At 60.1% G+C, this 16,232-nt stretch carries 15 protein-coding genes; 7 read left to right on the top strand and 8 right to left on the bottom strand.

All coding sequences use genetic code 11. The features are described from left to right. Positions 1-56: 56 nt before the first annotated feature. From BV034_RS16355 to BV034_RS16345, 3 genes are all read right to left on the bottom strand, one after another. A complete protein-coding gene (locus tag BV034_RS16355; protein WP_081887875.1) occupies positions 57-521 on the bottom strand; it encodes a cupin domain-containing protein in 465 nt (154 codons plus the stop codon). Then, entirely contained in the window at positions 518-979 is a 462-nt protein-coding gene (locus BV034_RS16350; protein WP_265593083.1) for a MarR family winged helix-turn-helix transcriptional regulator, read from the bottom strand. Before BV034_RS16350 ends, BV034_RS16355 begins: the two co-directional genes overlap by 4 nt. A 156-nt stretch (positions 980-1,135) precedes the next feature. Next, positions 1,136-2,923 carry a sulfurtransferase gene (locus BV034_RS16345; protein WP_050028073.1) on the bottom strand — a complete coding sequence of 596 codons (1,788 nt, stop codon included), beginning with the start codon at positions 2,921-2,923 and terminating at the stop codon, positions 1,136-1,138. Positions 2,924-3,044: 121 nt separating this feature from the next. Here BV034_RS16345 and cysS point away from each other — a divergent pair, with 121 nt between their 5' ends. From cysS to BV034_RS16330, 3 genes are all read left to right on the top strand, one after another. Continuing rightward, entirely contained in the window at positions 3,045-4,484 is a 1,440-nt protein-coding gene (gene cysS, locus BV034_RS16340; RefSeq protein ID WP_050028072.1) for a cysteine--tRNA ligase, read from the top strand. An 82-nt stretch (positions 4,485-4,566) separates the two neighbouring features. Next, positions 4,567-5,550: a porphobilinogen synthase gene (hemB, locus tag BV034_RS16335; protein WP_050028071.1), complete on the top strand. Its 984-nt coding sequence runs from the start codon at positions 4,567-4,569 to the stop codon at positions 5,548-5,550. Positions 5,551-5,782: 232 nt separating this feature from the next. Then, positions 5,783-6,151 (top strand): hypothetical protein, encoded by a 369-nt coding sequence (locus tag BV034_RS16330; protein ID WP_265593082.1) that lies wholly within the window; start codon positions 5,783-5,785, stop codon positions 6,149-6,151. A gap of 186 nt (positions 6,152-6,337) precedes the next feature. Here the strand turns inward: BV034_RS16330 and BV034_RS16325 are convergent, their stop codons facing one another. Beyond that, a complete protein-coding gene (locus BV034_RS16325; protein ID WP_050028069.1) occupies positions 6,338-8,005 on the bottom strand; it encodes an AarF/UbiB family protein in 1,668 nt (555 codons plus the stop codon). Positions 8,006-8,015: 10 nt separating this feature from the next. Beyond that, positions 8,016-8,453 carry a phasin family protein gene (locus BV034_RS16320; protein ID WP_050028068.1) on the bottom strand — a complete coding sequence of 146 codons (438 nt, stop codon included), beginning with the start codon at positions 8,451-8,453 and terminating at the stop codon, positions 8,016-8,018. Positions 8,454-8,656: 203 nt separating this feature from the next. Between BV034_RS16320 and BV034_RS16315 the strand changes: the two genes are divergently transcribed. The 4 genes from BV034_RS16315 to BV034_RS16295 all read left to right on the top strand — a co-directional run bounded on the left by BV034_RS16315 (position 8,657) and on the right by BV034_RS16295 (position 13,675). Next, complete coding sequence (locus BV034_RS16315; protein ID WP_050028067.1) at positions 8,657-9,337, top strand: heavy metal response regulator transcription factor; 681 nt, start codon at positions 8,657-8,659, stop codon at positions 9,335-9,337. After that, positions 9,324-10,778 carry a heavy metal sensor histidine kinase gene (locus BV034_RS16310; protein ID WP_050028066.1) on the top strand — a complete coding sequence of 485 codons (1,455 nt, stop codon included), beginning with the start codon at positions 9,324-9,326 and terminating at the stop codon, positions 10,776-10,778. Before BV034_RS16315 ends, BV034_RS16310 begins: the two co-directional genes overlap by 14 nt. A 94-nt stretch (positions 10,779-10,872) precedes the next feature. Beyond that, complete coding sequence (locus tag BV034_RS16305; protein ID WP_081887871.1) at positions 10,873-13,041, top strand: glycosyltransferase family 39 protein; 2,169 nt, start codon at positions 10,873-10,875, stop codon at positions 13,039-13,041. Positions 13,042-13,357: 316 nt separating this feature from the next. Further along, positions 13,358-13,675 carry a DUF3817 domain-containing protein gene (locus BV034_RS16295; protein ID WP_038168669.1) on the top strand — a complete coding sequence of 106 codons (318 nt, stop codon included), beginning with the start codon at positions 13,358-13,360 and terminating at the stop codon, positions 13,673-13,675. A 77-nt stretch (positions 13,676-13,752) separates the two neighbouring features. Here BV034_RS16295 and BV034_RS16290 read toward each other — a convergent pair whose 3' ends face one another. The 3 genes from BV034_RS16290 to BV034_RS16280 form a co-directional block, all read right to left on the bottom strand. Beyond that, entirely contained in the window at positions 13,753-14,235 is a 483-nt protein-coding gene (locus tag BV034_RS16290; RefSeq protein WP_050028063.1) for a putative molybdenum carrier protein, read from the bottom strand. A 133-nt stretch (positions 14,236-14,368) separates the two neighbouring features. Further along, positions 14,369-15,343: an ABC transporter substrate-binding protein gene (locus tag BV034_RS16285; RefSeq protein WP_050028062.1), complete on the bottom strand. Its 975-nt coding sequence runs from the start codon at positions 15,341-15,343 to the stop codon at positions 14,369-14,371. A gap of 84 nt (positions 15,344-15,427) precedes the next feature. Then, the gene (locus tag BV034_RS16280; RefSeq protein ID WP_050028061.1) at positions 15,428-16,219 is read right to left on the bottom strand and encodes a creatininase family protein; all 792 of its coding nucleotides are present in this window, start codon (positions 16,217-16,219) and stop codon (positions 15,428-15,430) included. Positions 16,220-16,232 lie beyond the last annotated feature (13 nt).

Genomic DNA, 16,232 nt, shown 5'->3' with positions numbered 1-16,232 from the left:
CTTGTCCAGACTCAAAATGCCTCGCAACACACCCAGCGTTTTTATCCAAACAGGTTCTAAGGCCTGCTAAAGACGATGCCGTGCTCGGCACTGATGGCCAGGATGCGCTCCATGTCAGGGCCTCCAGGCTTTTTAAACTCCTCGGCACACCGGGCAAAGAAGGTTTCTATCCCCGCCGGAGCCACCGTGATGAGTTGTTTCAAAGGGGTGTCACCCACGTTCTTGAAGCTGTGGACAGTGCCTCTGGGGATGAATACGGTGCTCCCAGGCGGCACTTCCACCCACTCACCATCTTTGAGAAATGCCGCACGGCCTTCCAGGACGTGAAACCATTCATCCTCGCCGGTATGGTGGTGGGGCGGTGGCCCCCCGCCTGGTGAGGTGACCTCGGTGAACATGCAGTAGCGTCCCCCGGTTTCTTCAGCCCCAAGGTGGATGTACATCTGCTCTCCGAAGGCGTGGATAACCCGGCTGTGACCAGCGAGAGTGATCCAGGGCTTGGCGGTGTCGATAGTGCTCATGGTCGATGGTTGGGATAGATTGATTGGGCGCTGGCAGAGGGTGGCTTTCCACCTGCGGGAGATCTCAAGACGGTTTCAACATCCGCGAGTATCCGCTGCAGCTCACGTATCGACTTGGCACCGAGTTCCCTCGCAAGCTCCTCTTCGACCGCGCGGCTAGCCGACAAGGCGGTCTGAATGAATTGCTTCGCTTTGGTCGTCAGGTGCACCCGCTTGGCCCGGCCGTCATCAGGGTCGGGGCTCACGGTCAAATGCCCGTGCTCCACGAGATGGTCCACGAGGTAGGCCATGCTCTGCTTGGTCATGCCGACCTCCTTCGCCAGGACCGTGATCCGAGAACCCTCCGGCAGGACGTGCTGAAAGACCACGCTGTGCGCTGGCCGGATCTCAGGGAAACCTGATGCCGCCAGCTCGCCAAAAACCCGCTCTTCCAGCAGCCGGCAAGGACGGCGGAGCATGGCCCCGAGGCTTTCTTGTTCAGTTGGATGCAGCGAGTGCATGAAACAGGCAATATCGTCAGATTATCTGACAATATTAGACAGTCAATCTGACTTTACAAAAACGATCACCCGCCTGTGGATCAACTGTCCCGATGAGCGACCCTGCTCTCTACCTCATTCCGCCCACTCTGGGCGAGCCGTTTCAAACACCATCCGTTTCCCCGTCAGCGGGTGTTTGAAGCCCAGCTTCCAGGCATGCAGGCACATCGGCGGACTGCCCAGTTCAAGCGTCTGGGTATCCCCCAGGCTCCCGCCCTGCAAGTAGGTCGGATCCCCTACGATGCTGTGGCCGAGGTGCGACAGATGCAGCCGAATTTGATTCGTCCTGCCTGTCACCGGGCGGGCTTCCAGCAGGCTGGTACCATCTGCATCGCGACTCAGCACGATGAAGTCGGTGCGCGCAGACTGTCCCGCCTCTTCATCCACAGCGTAGGAGCCCAAGTGACCGGGCTCAGCGCTGATGGGTGCATCGACCGTAAACTGGTCCTGCACCGGATGCCCCTGCACCCGCACCACATACACTTTCTCGATGCTGAAGTCCTTGAACTGCTTTTGCAGCAGATTGGCAAAATGCCGGGTCCGGGCACAGATCACCAGGCCCGTGGTATTGGCGTCCAAGCGATGCACCAGCCGGGGACGCTGCGGGGCATACACCTGACTCAGGATGTACTGAGCGGTATTGCGGTTGAATCGGCCTGCCGGGTGCATTGGCAGCGGGGCCGGCTTGTCGAGCACGACAATGGCTTCGTCTTCATGCAGCACCTTCAAATCGGCATTCACCGTAGGTTCGACCGCGGCCGGGAAATGTTGGACACAACGATCCCCTGCCGCCAGCACGGTCGAGGCCGTGAGGGGCTCTCCCGACTCCCGCGTGAAGCGCCCTTCCTCACAGCGGCGCTGCCACTCCGCCGCATCGATCTGGGGAAAGAGGGCGATCACCGTCTCCAGCAACGGCCTGCCATCGTGCTCGGAAGGCACATTAAGCGGCCGCTCGTTCTCGTAGGGAACGCTGCCTGGGAGCGGATGCACCAGTTTCTGAATGGCCTCATTCCTGGCCAGCACGGCGTCGTCGCGCTGTTGATCCGTGGTCTTGTAGCAATAGGGGCAGGACGTGCTGGGCACAAAGCGGGGGTCCTTCTGGTCCTCCAGATCGAGCGGGGTCTGGCAGGCAAAGCACAGGGCAGAGTTCGATTCCTGCAGGCTGGGGTCCACACCCACCCGCTGGTCAAAAACAAAGCATTCGCCCTCATAGTGGTCGGCACCGCAGTCTTCGAAGTACTTCAAGATGCCACCATCGAGCTGATAGATTTGCTCGAACCCTTCCCGCTCCATGAAGGGGCCCGCCTTTTCACAGCGGATGCCGCCCGTGCAGAACATGACGATGGGCTCTTTTTTCAGGGAGTCAGGGAGCCTCCGCACGGCTTCAGGGAAGTCCCGAAAGTGATCAATCCCAGGAATCAGTGCCCCTTTGAAGGTGCCCAGCTTCACCTCGTAGTCATTCCGCGTGTCCAGCAGCGTCACCGGCCGACCTTCGTCCAGCCACTGCTTCAAGGTGGCGGGGGCCAGCTTGGGGGAGGTGTGTACGCCAGGGGAAATCCCTTCCACGCCAAAGGCGATGATCTCCTTCTTCAGACGCACGAGCATCCTGCGGAAGGGCTGGTGGTCACTGTCGCTGTACTTGGGGGTGAGGGCCTTCAGCCCGGGAATCGCCCGCAGCAGGTTCAGGAGGGACTCAATTTCTGCGGTACCTCCCGCGACAAACAGGTTGATGCCCTCTGGGCTCAGCAAAATCGTCCCCTTCAGATTCCAAGCCTTGCACTGGGCAATGAGGCGCTCCCGCAACGGCTTGAGATCGGCAAGCGTGGCAAACTTGTAGGCGGCGATGTTCGTGAAGGCTGGCATGGGGCGGACGGACAATATGGAGCACCCCGGGGCGCTGCCAAGCTCCTTCTGCTTCCCCACACGCCCCTCCACCACGCAACTGTTTTGCAAACTGCACCACTCTGCGCATACTACTCAACCCATGTCTGAATCCGCCAACCGTCTGCAACTCCACGACACGCTGACCCGCACTGCGCGTGAGGTCTGGCCCTCTGAGGCCGGCACCCTGCGCTTTTACGGTTGTGGACCCACGGTTTACGGCCCGGCGCACATCGGCAATTTCCGCACCTTCATCGCCCAGGACGTCTTCCGTCGCGTAGTGGAGCTGAGCGGCACGCCCACGTTGCATGTGCGGAACATCACAGATGTTGATGACAAGACCATTCGCGATTCCCAGAAAGCGGGACAGACGCTCATCGAATTCACCCAGTACTGGACGGAGCGCTTTCACGCGGATTGCGCCGCGTTGAACCTGCTGCCTCCCCACGTAGAGCCCAAGGCGACTGATCACATTGCGCACCAGATCAAGATGATCGAGGACCTGATCGCGCACGGCAACGCCTATGCCGCGCCGGATGGATCGGTGTACTTCCGGGTGTCTTCCTATGCCGACTACGGCAAGCTTTCTCATTTGGAAGATCGGGAACTGAAGGTCGGGGCCGCCCAGACCGCGAACGACAGCGACGAGTACACCAAAGACTCGCTGGCGGACTTCGCCCTATGGAAGGCCCACAAGCCAGATGACGGTGAGAACTTCTGGGAAAGCCCTTGGGGCAAGGGCCGCCCCGGCTGGCACCTCGAGTGCAGCGCCATGGCCCTGGAGTACCTCGGGGTCGAGTTTGATCTGCACAGCGGTGGGATTGACCTTGTCTTCCCCCACCATGAAAACGAGATCGCCCAGAGCTGCTGCGCCACCGGGGGCCGGTTCGCCCGGCACTGGATGCACATCGCCCACCTCATGGTGGACAGCGGAAAGATGAGCAAGAGCCTGGGCAACCTCTACACCCTCGCGGATCTGGGCCATCGGGGCTATTCACCCGCCGTGGTGCGCTACACCCTGCTCAGTGGGCACTACCGCCAGCCGCTCAACTTCACGCTCCACTCACTGGATGCCTCGCATCAGGCGCTGCTGAAGCTGGCCAAGTTTGAGAAGCAACTGCGCGCTCTCACGGGAGCCACTGCCGCGCCTTCGCTCGATGAGCTCAGGGCCGCCGGCAAGGCGGACATCTTTGCCGAAGCCTGGGCGGATCTGCTCAATGATCTGAACGTTCCCGGTGCCATCGGAGCCGTCTTCGCCACGATCAACAAGACCAAGCCTGCCACCCTGTCCGTAGAGGCAGCCAAATCCGCCTGGGTGGGCCTGCACTTTGTGCTGGCAGCACTGGGGCTGGAACTACCCGTCATCAAAGACGAAGGTGAAGTCGAAGCCCCTGAAGAAGTGAAGGCCCTGGCAGACCAGCGCTGGAACGCCAAGCAGGCCCGAGACTGGACCAGCGCCGACGACCTGCGCAAGCAGATCGAGCTGCTCGGTTGGATCGTGAAGGACTCGAAAGAGGGCTACACCCTCACGCCCCAGGCGTAAGCAGTCTTTGGCACCTCTTTTCTTCGTACACCCCTCAGAGTCTATCCCCTCAGTGCGCCCGTTTTCCTCGTCCTCACCCGTCATGGACCTCCCCATCCGTCCCCGCCGCAATCGTCGCACCGAAGCCATCCGCGGTCTGGTGCGGGAAACGGAACTCACGGCAGCGCATCTCATCTACCCCCTCTTCCTCCATGCTGGCACCGCAGACCAGCCCATCGATTCCATGCCGGGCTGTACCCGCTGGAGCCTCGCCGGTCTTGTGAAAGAAGCTGGTGAAGCCCACGCGCTCGGGATCCCGGCGATCGTGTTGTTTCCTGCGATCTCCGACAAGCTCAAGACGAAGGACGCCCGTGAAGCCTGGAATGCCAAGGGCTTGGTCCCCAAGGCCATCGCAGCCCTCAAGAAGGCCCACCCCACGCTCACCGTCATCACGGATGTGGCACTGGACCCGTACAACACGGATGGCCACGACGGACTGGTCGCCGACGACGGACGCATCCTCAACGACGAAACCGTCGCCGCCTTGGTGAAGCAGGCTCTCTGCCATGCCACCGCCGGTGCCGATATCGTCGCCCCCAGTGACATGATGGACGGTCGCGTGGCTGCCCTGCGTTCCGCGCTGGACAAAGCCGGCTTCCAGGACGTCGCCATCATGTCCTACACCGCCAAATACGCCTCCGCCTACTATGGCCCCTTCCGCGGCGCTCTGGACTCCGCTCCCAAGTTTGGTGACAAGAAGACCTATCAGATGGACTACGCCAATGCCCGCGAGGCTCTGCGCGAAGCCTCCTTGGATGAAGCCGAAGGCGCTGACATCATGATGGTGAAACCCGCCGTGCCGTACCTGGACGTGATCTATCGCCTCCGTCAGCACAGCCCCCTCCCCGTAGCTGCCTATCACGTGAGTGGCGAATACCTCATGATCAAAGCCGCCGCCGCCAGCGGCTGGCTGGATGAGAAAAAGATCGTCCTGGAAACCCTCACGAGCATCCGCCGCGCGGGCGCAGACATGATTCTGACCTACTTCGCCAAAGATGTGGCGACCTGGCAGAGTGAGGGGAGATAGGAAATAGTGGGAGAGAAGAGGCTTCTAAAATAACCACAGAGGCACAGAGAACACAGAGGATTGAGCCAAACAGCAAGGAAAGCTTTGCTGTTTGGGCTCCTTTTGAAATTTGTCACTGATGATGTTGAGGTCTCTCATGGGGAAGCACCTCTTACGGCTAATCCTGATTGACACCCTGTTGACGCTATTCACTGCGTGCCAGGCACCGTCATCCGGGGCGAATAAACCCGACTTGCCCGCTCCAGCCGTTCAGCCGTCGGCAGGTCGCTACACTTCTGCAAACTCAGGCCATGCAGACGGCAGGTTCACTGAGGTCAGCATCACCCAAGCGGGCACCCAATACTCTCTCGACTTTGGCTTTGGTTACCTTGATGGTCACGGAGCCGCTCCAGATGCCTCCGGCACCGGCTCACTGGACGCTCACGGCGTGCTTGACTTCCAATTCGAAGACAGCTTTTCCAACAAAGGTCGCGGCACTTTTCGCACCGATCAAAACGGCCATTGGCTCTCCATTCAGATTGATCAGGTAGAAGAGCCACGCTGCCTCCCCTTCTACAGCAAGACGCGCATGGTTTACCAGAACAGAAACTCGCAGGATTAGCCAATCAGCTTCGAGTTACTCACAGAGAACACGAGCAATTTAAAGCAGAGTCGCAGGGTTCGATGCAACACCTCATCCCAATTCCGTAAATTCCGTCAATTCTGTCTAAAACCCCTGCATTCCATCCTGTTAATCTCTCAAAAATCTTGTTCATCCTGTCCCAAAAAAGCGTCTCACCTCATCCCGCTAAGGATCCTTCGAGTCAATACTGCCCGACTTCCGGATGGCCCGGTACAGCCTCCAGCCTAGATAAAGGGAGATCATATACCCGGCAGCTCCGAAGATGGAGATGTCCCACACCACCGGCGGCGCTTTCATGCTCCAGAGCAGAGATGAGCCCAGGAACATCGAAGCCATGATGATGCCCATGACCAGACGATTGATGACGTGGTCTAGGTGACGGTGGTCCAGGTGCACCTGGAAGTTGCCAGTGCGAATGCGCTGAAGGGCATCGCCCAGGTCCCTTGGGAGGGCTTGGAACAGCAAGTCCCAATCACGGAAGGTGCGCTGGAGCCGTAGCAGCATGCGTTTGGGCGCGAACCGCCGCTTGATCGCCCGACGATAGAAGGGCTGGATCACCTCACCCAGGCTGAACTTGGGACTGAGCAATTGAGACGTGCCTTCCAGCAGCACCAGGGTGCGCAAAAGCAGGGAAACCCCGGGCGGCAGGACTACATGGTGATGCCGGATGATGCTCGTTAAAGCCGAGAGGGCCTCGCTCACGTCCAGCTCGCTGATGGACTGAGAAGCATAGTCGGCCACAAAGTCGGACAACTCCGCAATCAACTGATCATGGTCTGCTCCGGCCGAAACCGAGCCCAGGCGGCACACCGCATCAGCCAGCGCCAGCACGTCCGCCTGCCCTACGGCGAGCACGAGATTCTCCACTTCATCCCTCAGCCGCTCATCCAGCCGCCCCGCCATGCCGCAGTCCAGCACCCCCACCACGCCACCCGGCATCAGCATCAGGTTCCCTGGGTGCGGATCTGCATGGTAAAAGGAATCACGGAAAATCATCGCCATGTACATGTTTGCCCCGCGGAGGGCAAAGGCGTTGAGATCTGCCCCAGAGGCCTGGAGGCTTTCGCGGTCATTGCCAGGAATGCCGTCCAGGCGCTCCATAGTCAGCACTCGCTTGCTGGAGTACTCTGCGTAGGCTCTGGGGAAGCGGACCGTGGCATCCCCCGCAAACCGGCGGGTAAATTCCTCGATGTTGCGACGCTCATGGTTGAAATCCAGCTCGTGCATGAGGGTGCGCTCAAACTGCCGCACCAGCGCCACGGGTTCATACTGCTTGGATTGCGGGGCATGCACCTCTGACATCTCCGCCAACCACGCCAGAATGGAGAGATCAGCCTCCACCTTGCGCTGGATGCCGGGCTTGCGCACCTTCAAGACCACAGCCTCGCCTGTTTTCAAGGTGGCATGATGCACCTGGGCGATCGATGCCGAGGCAAAGGCATGGGCGTCATAGGTCGCAAAGATCTCCTCTGGAGGTCGGCCCATGTCCTCAATGATCACTTCGCGGATGGCCTCCGGGGGATCGGGCGGTGTGCTGGACTGGAGCTTGGAAAGCTCCTCCGCCAGCTCTACACCGATCAGATCTGGCCGGGTGCTGAGCACTTGTCCCAGTTTGATGAAGGTGGGACCAAGCTCGGTGAGCACCAACCGCACTCGTACCGACATGGGGGCCTCGGCGATGACATCCCCTTCCCGGCTGGTAAAAAACTGCTGCAGGCTTGCGAACGGCAGCGGGCGCATCCAGTCGGCCAGTCCGTAGCGCACAAGGGCCTTCATGATCTCGGCCACGCGCCCGAAATCCCGCTGATGCTTCGCAAGCGGATTCAATTCCATGGGGCTGGTATTAGCTCTCGAACCCTGGTTGCACAATGGGAGTTTCTCCAGGAGCGGCATGGAGCTTGGACTCCAGGAGTTCGATCCGTTGCTTGAGGGAGTCGATGTCCTCCTGCCGCGCCACCTTCAGCCTGCTGAGCACGTCGTCGATGCGTTTGTCCACCAGGCCTTGAATACCGTCCGCCGCCTGGCCTGCAGTACGTTTGATGCCAGCCTTCACAATGCCCAATTGCACCAGCGACTGATCGATGCGCTTGTCGATCTCCGTCTCCAGATCGCCCTTGGACGCATCCACCTGCTGTTGCAGTTCCTCTTCGAACTTGCGGCCCTGCTCCTCCGTCAGCTTGGCCTCACGGGACACATCCGCCGCGAACTGCTGGACTTTGTCCTTGGTCAGGCTGGCCAGCCCGAGTCCCATGTAAACGCCTTTTTTTACGATCTCAAACATGTTGGTGTGGTGTTGAAAGGTTAACCGTCAGTACGTTGGGACAGGACATTGGGGGATCTGCTCATCAAAAATCTTGTTCATGGAAGCATCGATTGTGAACACCTTGACAGATGCATGCGTCTTCACTCATCAGCTCAGTGGCCGCCTCACGTCTTGAAGGCCGTTGACGAAATGCCCCCAGCCCCTTATTTCTGACTGACAACATGCGCATCCTCATTGTGGAAGATGAACGAAGGAGCCGGGAGTTCCTCGCCAAGGGACTCCAGGAGGCAGGTTATGTGGTGGATGTGGCCGACGATGGCGAGGAGGGGCTGCAGGCGACCCGGGAGAACGACTTCGACCTCATCGTGCTGGACGTGATGCTCCCTGTGCGGGACGGCTGGCATGTGCTGGAGCAGCTCCGCACCAGGGGTTGCGAAACACCTGTGCTCTTCCTCACAGCGCGCGACTCGGTGCCAGACCGGGTGCGGGGCTTGGAGCTGGGCGCCGACGACTATCTGGTCAAACCCTTTGCCTGGACGGAGTTTCTCGCCCGGGTCCGCACCCTCCTGCGTCGCAGTCCGGTGCGCACGGCGGAGATCATCAAAATCGGCGATCTGGAGCTGGATCTGCCTCGCATGAAGGCACGGCGGGGCCGGCAACCCATCGACCTCACGGCCAAGGAATTCCAGCTCCTCAGCCTGCTGGCCAGAAGACGCGGAGAGGTCCTCTCCCGCACGACCATCTGTGAGCAGGTCTGGGACATGAATTTCTCCACGGACTCCAATGCCGTCGATGTGGCCATGGGCCGCTTACGCCGCAAGGTGGATGAGCCATTTGAGAACAAGCTGATCCACACCCAGAGGGGCCTGGGCTACATTCTTGAAGACCGTGCCCAGTCCTGATGCCGCTCCCATCCGTCGCCCTGCGCTAGGTCTCACTGAGCGCCTGGTGCTGGGGTATGTGCTCGCGGCCCTCTTTACCTTGTCCGCGGCGGCTGTCTTCCTCTATCACACTCTCTATACCAGCTTCGAGATCGAGGACGCGGAGCTGCTGACTGACCACGTGAATACGCTCCGCCACGAGCTGGAGCGCACTCCACAGAGCCTCCATGAGGCGGAGGAAATCATCCTCTCCACTGCCACCCATCGCACCCTGGAGCGCTACTATGGCCAGTTGATCGACCACACGGGCAAGGTGCTGCTGGAAACGCCGGGCTTCAGCGAGCTGGTGGAGAAGAACGCGGCCTTCCCTGTGGCAGCTCCCAAAGATGGCAACATCTCTGCCGTCGCCCGCCACGTCTCCAGCAGGGGCATCCCGTCCTTTCTTGCGGCAGCTTTGGTTGCCCATGAGCCAGGCAAGCCGCCGTTGGTTTACCATGTGGCGCTGGACGTAAGTCATCTGGAGGAGTGGCTGGGGGAGCTGCGCCTGCAACTGATCCTGGTGGTGGCGACGGGCACCGCTCTCTCTGGCCTGCTGGCCTGGATCCTCACCCATCGCGGTCTAGAACCCGTTCGCGAAATCACCTCCACCATGAAGCGTGTGGGAGCGGAGGGACTGGATGAGAGGCTGGGAGGCAAACCCTGGCCCAGGGAGCTGGCGGCCATGGCGGGTGAATTTGACCTCATGCTGCAACGCCTGCGCGACGCTTTCGCGCGCCAGTCCCAGTTCACCGCCGATGTCGCGCACGAGTTCCGCACGCCTTTGAACAACCTCGTGCTCTCCACCAGCCTGACCCTCTCGCGCGACCAGGCCCAGGAAGACTACCGCCAGACGCTGGCCACGCATCTGGAGGAGTACGACCGTCTCAAGCACATGGTGGAAAGCCTCCTCTTTATCGCCCGGGCGGACAATGCAGAAGCCTCTCTCACCAAGGTGGAGGTGGATACCGCCGCACTGGCGGAGGAAGTCGCCGACTTCTACTCTGCCCTCGCGGAAGACAAGAGCGTGATGCTCACCTCATCCGGGGAAGGATGCGTGATGGCAGATGCCTCTCTCATGCGCATGGCGCTGGGCAACCTGATCTCCAATGCCATCCGGCACACCCCGGCAGGTGGGAAAGTCTCCGTGATGATCGCCCAGGAAGCTAACAGATGCCTGGTCTCGGTGGCAGACACCGGCACCGGCATTGCCGCTGAGCATCTGCCCCGGCTGTTTGACCGCTTCTATCGTGTTGATTCCGCACGAAGCAGCCAGGGCAGCGATGCAGGCGCAGGACTGGGGCTGGCTCTCGTGAAGACCGTGGTGCAACTGCATGGCGGCACCGTCACCGTGAGCAGCACACCCGGCTCAGGCACAACCGTGGAGATGCGATTCAATAGCAACATGAAGAAGGTGACTAACTGAAAAGTTACCCCCATGTCATTCTCTGGTCATGCCTGTGACTTAGCATGCTTCGCTTTAACCGGACAATCAGCCCCCGTCCGGGACTCGCGATCGCATGTCTTTTCTCCAACACCTGGACCTTTGGTTGTTTCATCTAATCAATTATGACCTTGCCGGTCCCGCGTGGGATCCCGTCATGATCTGGTTGAGTGGGAATGCAGCCTTCTTCCCTCTGCTCCTCGTCCTGGCTTTCGTCATCATTAAGAAAGGCGGCAGCCGGGGGGCGGCATTTGTGATGGTGGCAGTGTTGGCAGCGCTTGTGGCGGGCGATTGGGTCGCCGCTCCATTGAAGGAGTTCTGGCAACGCCCGCGCCCGGCAATGGTCCTGCCTGATGTGCGAGTGGTCGGGGGCAACGGATATGGACATACGGCCATGCCGTCCGGCCACGCGACCACATGGGGAGCTCTCGCCATCGTGGTGTGCCTCTTCTACCGCCGCGCCGGCTGGCTCGGTTTTCCACTGGCCTTTCTCGTGGGTTACTCCCGCATCTACCTCGGCGTGCACCACCCCTCTGATGTGGTGGCGGGTTGGATTTTAGGCGCACTGACCGGCCTTGTCGTCGCGGGGCTGTCGGCCTGGCTGTGGACCACCGCGGGCCGTCGCGCCTTCCCCGTCTGGTGGCATAGTACACCCAACTTGTTGCGCGCAACCGGAACTTCCTATGTCTCCCTGTCTGAGCGGGACCAAGAACTAACCTGGCGCCACGCCACCTGGCTGGTGCTGGGCCTGCTGTTCGTGGCGCGACTCTTCTACATCGCCGGAGACACGATCGAGCTGAGCGAAGACGAGGCCTACCAGTGGATGTGGAGCCGTCGATTGGATTGGGCCTACTACAGCAAACCACCGCTCATCGCCTGGATCCAGTGGCTGGGCACCCACCTGTGGGGACATACAGCCTTTGGTGTCCGCTTTTTCTCTCCCGTCTTTGCACTCGTGATGGGGCTCGTGCTTTGGAACTTTCTTCGCCGACACACCAACGAGAGAACGGCTTTCTGGGCCACTCTGGTCTTCGCCGCCACGCCTTTCTTTGCCGTGGGTTCCACCCTGCTCACAGTGGATTCACCCACTGTTCTCTTCTATACGCTTTCCGTCCTGGCCATGTGGCAGGCACTGGAGACGGATCGCACCCTGTGGTGGCTGCTCGCTGGCATGGCAATGGCTATGGGATTCTTGAGCAAGTTCTTCTCCCCTTTCCTCTGGGCCGGTTTTTTCCTCTATGCCGCCTTCACTCCCAGTGCGCGAAAACAGTTCAGACGTCCGGGCGTCTGGCTAGCCCTGGCCATGAACCTCCTCGCGCTGGCACCCGTCTTGTGGTGGAATCAGCAGCATGACTGGGTGACCCTGGTCCATCTGGGTGAACGTGGTGGGCTGCAGGAACCCGGAGGATTCCGCTTCCAATACGTAGGCACCTTTCTGGGCTCAGTCGCGGCGCTTCTGAATCCGGTCTTCTTCGTCGCTGTCATCGGTGCCGTCGTGGGATTTTTCCGCGCCCGCAGCCTGCCATTGCTTCAGCGCTTCCTGCTGTGCAGTGCGCTACCAGTAATCGTCTTCTATCTCGCGCTGGCCTGCCACGCGAAAGCCCAGCCCAACTGGATTGCTCCCGCCGCTCCCGCGTTGTTTCTATTCGCCATCCTCTATTGGCATGAACGCCATACTGCTGGAAAAAAATGGGGTGCAAGGTGGCTGACCGCAGGCCTCGTGGTGGGCCTGCCCGTGGTCACTGTGCTGCATGAGACCCAATGGTTGCACAAAGGACTGGGCGTGACGCTGACGGAAAAAAATGATCCCCTCACACGGGTTCGAGGAGCCTCTGAACTGGCGAGCTTGGTCGAAGAACACCGCCAACACCTTGCCGTCGAAGGACAGCCCGTCTTTGTGATTGCCGACCACTATGGCCGGGCCAGCCTCTTGAACTTCTACCTGCCCGAGGCACGGCAACTCCTGCCTGAGGACCAGCTGGTTTATGTGCTGGCCACAGAAAAACCTCAGAACCAGTTCTGGTTCTGGCCCTCCTACGACTCACGCGCGGGTGAAAATGCCATCTATGTGGTGAAGTCGTCCCGTCATCACAATCCACCCCTGCTGCTGACCCAGCAATTCAGATCCGTGCAGAGCCTCGGTCTCTTCAAAATTCGCCACAGGGGGGAGCTATGCAGCGAGGTGCAGCTTTTTGCCTGCTACAGCAAGAAGCCTTCCTTTCCCCAGCTCACCGGTCAACCGTAAGAACCTGTTTGGATAAAAACGCTGGGTGTGTTGCGAGGCATTTTGAGTCTGGACAAGGCGCGAAGAGGGCGTGAATCGAGATTCACAACCGATGAGCAACGCAGTCCAGGCTCAAAAGGACCGCAACCCGGAGGGGGCAGTTCTCAGGCTCGGCGAAGCCGCTTTGAACCTGCCACACCCGGATGTTTTTATCCAAACAGGTTCTAAGGGGGCAATTGGTAAGATGATCTTTGGGCCATCCTTTGCTGGGGCGCGCCCGGTGCGGCAAAAGAGCGCAGCGCTTGAACCCGGCCCTCCCATGCAGTAAGTCACCGGGATGAAGAACCCTGTCACCCTTCTGCGCAAAGTGGCCCTGGCCGAAGCGGTTTCCTACCTCATCCTGCTGGGGATCGCCATGCCGCTGAAGTACGTGTGGCACATGCCGCTCGCGGTGAAGTATGTGGGCTGGGTGCACGGAGCCCTTTTTGTGGTGTTCTGCCTTTCCCTGTTGCAGGTTTGGCTGACTGCCAAATGGCCCATCTTCAGGGCGGCGCTGGTCTTCATCGCCTCCCTTCTGCCTCTGGTACCTTTCTTCCTGGACCGCTGGATGGGTGGGCAGGAACTTGCCTATGCCCGCCAGAAAGCTGCGAACTGAAGGTGACTCATTTCAAGGCTTCAGAGATTCTCTGAAGCCTCCATGGTGGGATTCGGTGTCCGGGAGGGCAGCCAAGCTTAAAGCTCGCCCATGCGCATCATGATCCCTTCGGCTTTGTCGAGGGTGGAGGTCACCCAAACGTAGATACCAGGTTCTTTTTCCTCCTGAGAACCCGCAATGTTCAGACGACGAACCCGGTGCTTGTCCATGAAGGCGACCAGCTTTTCAGAGCCGGCCAGGATGCCCCGATGCAGGTGCAGACAGGGCTTTTTCAGTTTGCGGGCGAAAGTAACCGACTTCAGAGCTCCGCCGGTGGCTTTCTCTGCAAAGGTGAAAACCACCGTGGCGTCGGCATCCCGCACGTTCCACTCCGTGCGCTCCAGGGTCACATCTTTTTCCGTTTCCTTGAGCTGGTACTTGGCATCCAACACGCCGTCCAGGGCCTTTCTGCCCTTGGGACACCACCCACCATGCGGCACATTGTGGGCGATCGCCCAATCCAGCGCGGCCCGCTGCGCCCCGGTTTGTCCCCCGGCAAGAATGCTTTCAAATTTTACCATTGGTTTCTTAACCTCATAGAGGGCTGGGTTTCAAGCAGGGATGGGGGCGGGAATGCATTTTAGCCCGGCCAAACCCCTTCCCCAAGGAAAAGTTTGACCAGGTTTCCCCTGCTTGAGTCCACTCCTGCCTCCCTCACTTGAGACTGTTGACGATGCCGGGAACCAAGTAGCTCTCCGGTTTCTGCGACTCCGTGTACACCTTGTTGTCCAGGTTGAACCTGTTGCCCAGCGCCATGGAGCCATAGACGGAGTCCAGTCCCGTGCCCTTCTTGTAGGCGGTTTTGGCTTCCGCGAGGGTCAGAAAGTGGGTCCCTTTCATCGCGGCCAGATAATCCTTCACATCGGCTCCCACCTTGGCGGCGAGGATCGAGGCCGCATCCTCCTTGGTTTTCTCGTCCAGGATGTAGTCCACACACTTGTAGTACACTTTCACCACCTTTTCCCAGTCAGCCTTGCGCTGGCTGTAGCTCACCGGGTTCACGCAGAGCCCGTCATAGATGAGCCCTTTAGCGTCGCCGCTGGTAAAGAGGGGCTTGGACCCCGCCACCGCCTTGAGCGCCTGGTTGGAAACAGGGTACCACGCCCCGATGGCGGCCACATTTCCGGATACCAGGGTCTGCGGGGTCTCATTGGTCGCCGTGTTCACCAGTTCCACATCGGATGGGGCCATGCCGTTTGCCTCCAGCGCCTTGAGCAGCAGCAGATGCTCCACGAGCGTGAGCTCCAGCGCCACTTTTTTGCCCTTGAGATCCTTGATGGAGTTGATCCCTGCTTTGCCAATGATCATGTCGCCGCCATCACTGTAGTCCAGCAGGCAGATGATCTTGCTCTTGGCACCGTTGGCTCCCGTCACCATGGCATCCGTCGTGACGCAGGTCACCGCGTCCACCTTGCCCGAGGCAAAGGCATCCAGGGACGGGAGATAGTCAAACCAGACGAGTTCGACATCGACCCCGGCTTCTTTGAACCACCCCTTCTGCTTGGCCACCTCGATGAGGGTGAATCCCGGCCAGTCGGAATAGGCGATCTTCAGCGGTTCCGCATGGAGACAGGCGGAGGACAACGCAACGGCGGCGATGGACAACAGGCGTTTGGCGAGTGTTTTCATGGCTTTCTGGATGGATGTGGGTTGGATGGGTTGTCTGATGGAGATGAGTGGATGGAGTCCGGGGGACCCGGAGGGGTGACGCTGTCAGGGTGACCAGCTCAAGGGTGGAGCCTCCGCACGGGCCCTCTGAATGAGATCCGCCAGCGCCTCCCCCATGCGGGAGATCAGCAGAGCTCCCTGCTCCGCAGTGCCCAGGCTGGGCTGCCCTGTGACGCCATTGAGACTCGTGTGGGCCACCCGGTGGGGAAAGACACACCCCGCCGTGCGATCCGGATCATCTGCGATGGCCATGCGTTCGCGCACCACGGAAGAGGGATCTAGGAACAACATCAGCGATGTCTCCGCCTCATTGGCATGCCAGTCGGCCGCATCGTGCGTGAAACGCCCGGCAATTTCCGGAGTGAGGTCCCAGGTGTTCCGGGTGGCCGTGAGAAGGCTTCCGCCTAGGTCATGGCGGAGGCGGTCCACCGCGCAGCGGAGGGCGGCATCGTTTCCGTAGTGGGAGTTCACGATGAGGAGCCGCTTCCAGCCGGAGTCGGCCGCCCACCGGGCGATCTCCCGCACGGTGAGCATGAGGGTTTCATGAAACAAGGAGAAGGTCCCCGGCCACTTCACGGTGTGACCGAGCGAGACGGAGTACCCCAGGGCGGGCAGGACCGGTGCCCCAGTGAGGGCTGAAGCAAGCTGACAGGTGGACTCGGCAATGACCGTGTCTGTATTCAATGGCAGATGGGGACCGTGCTGCTCCATGGCCCCCACCGGGAGCAGGAGCACCTCCTGCAGGGTGGACTCAGCATCAGGCCAGGCCAGGCGCTCCAGCAGAACGGGGCTCTGATTGAGAGGCGCTGGCAGTTGGGCAAACCAAGACGGCATCATGACGCGAGGAAGT

Source organism: Verrucomicrobium sp. BvORR034, assembly GCF_000739635.1.
In the GTDB taxonomy this organism is placed as follows: domain Bacteria; phylum Verrucomicrobiota; class Verrucomicrobiia; order Verrucomicrobiales; family Verrucomicrobiaceae; genus Verrucomicrobium.
This window is presented reverse-complemented; position numbering and strand designations above follow the sequence as displayed.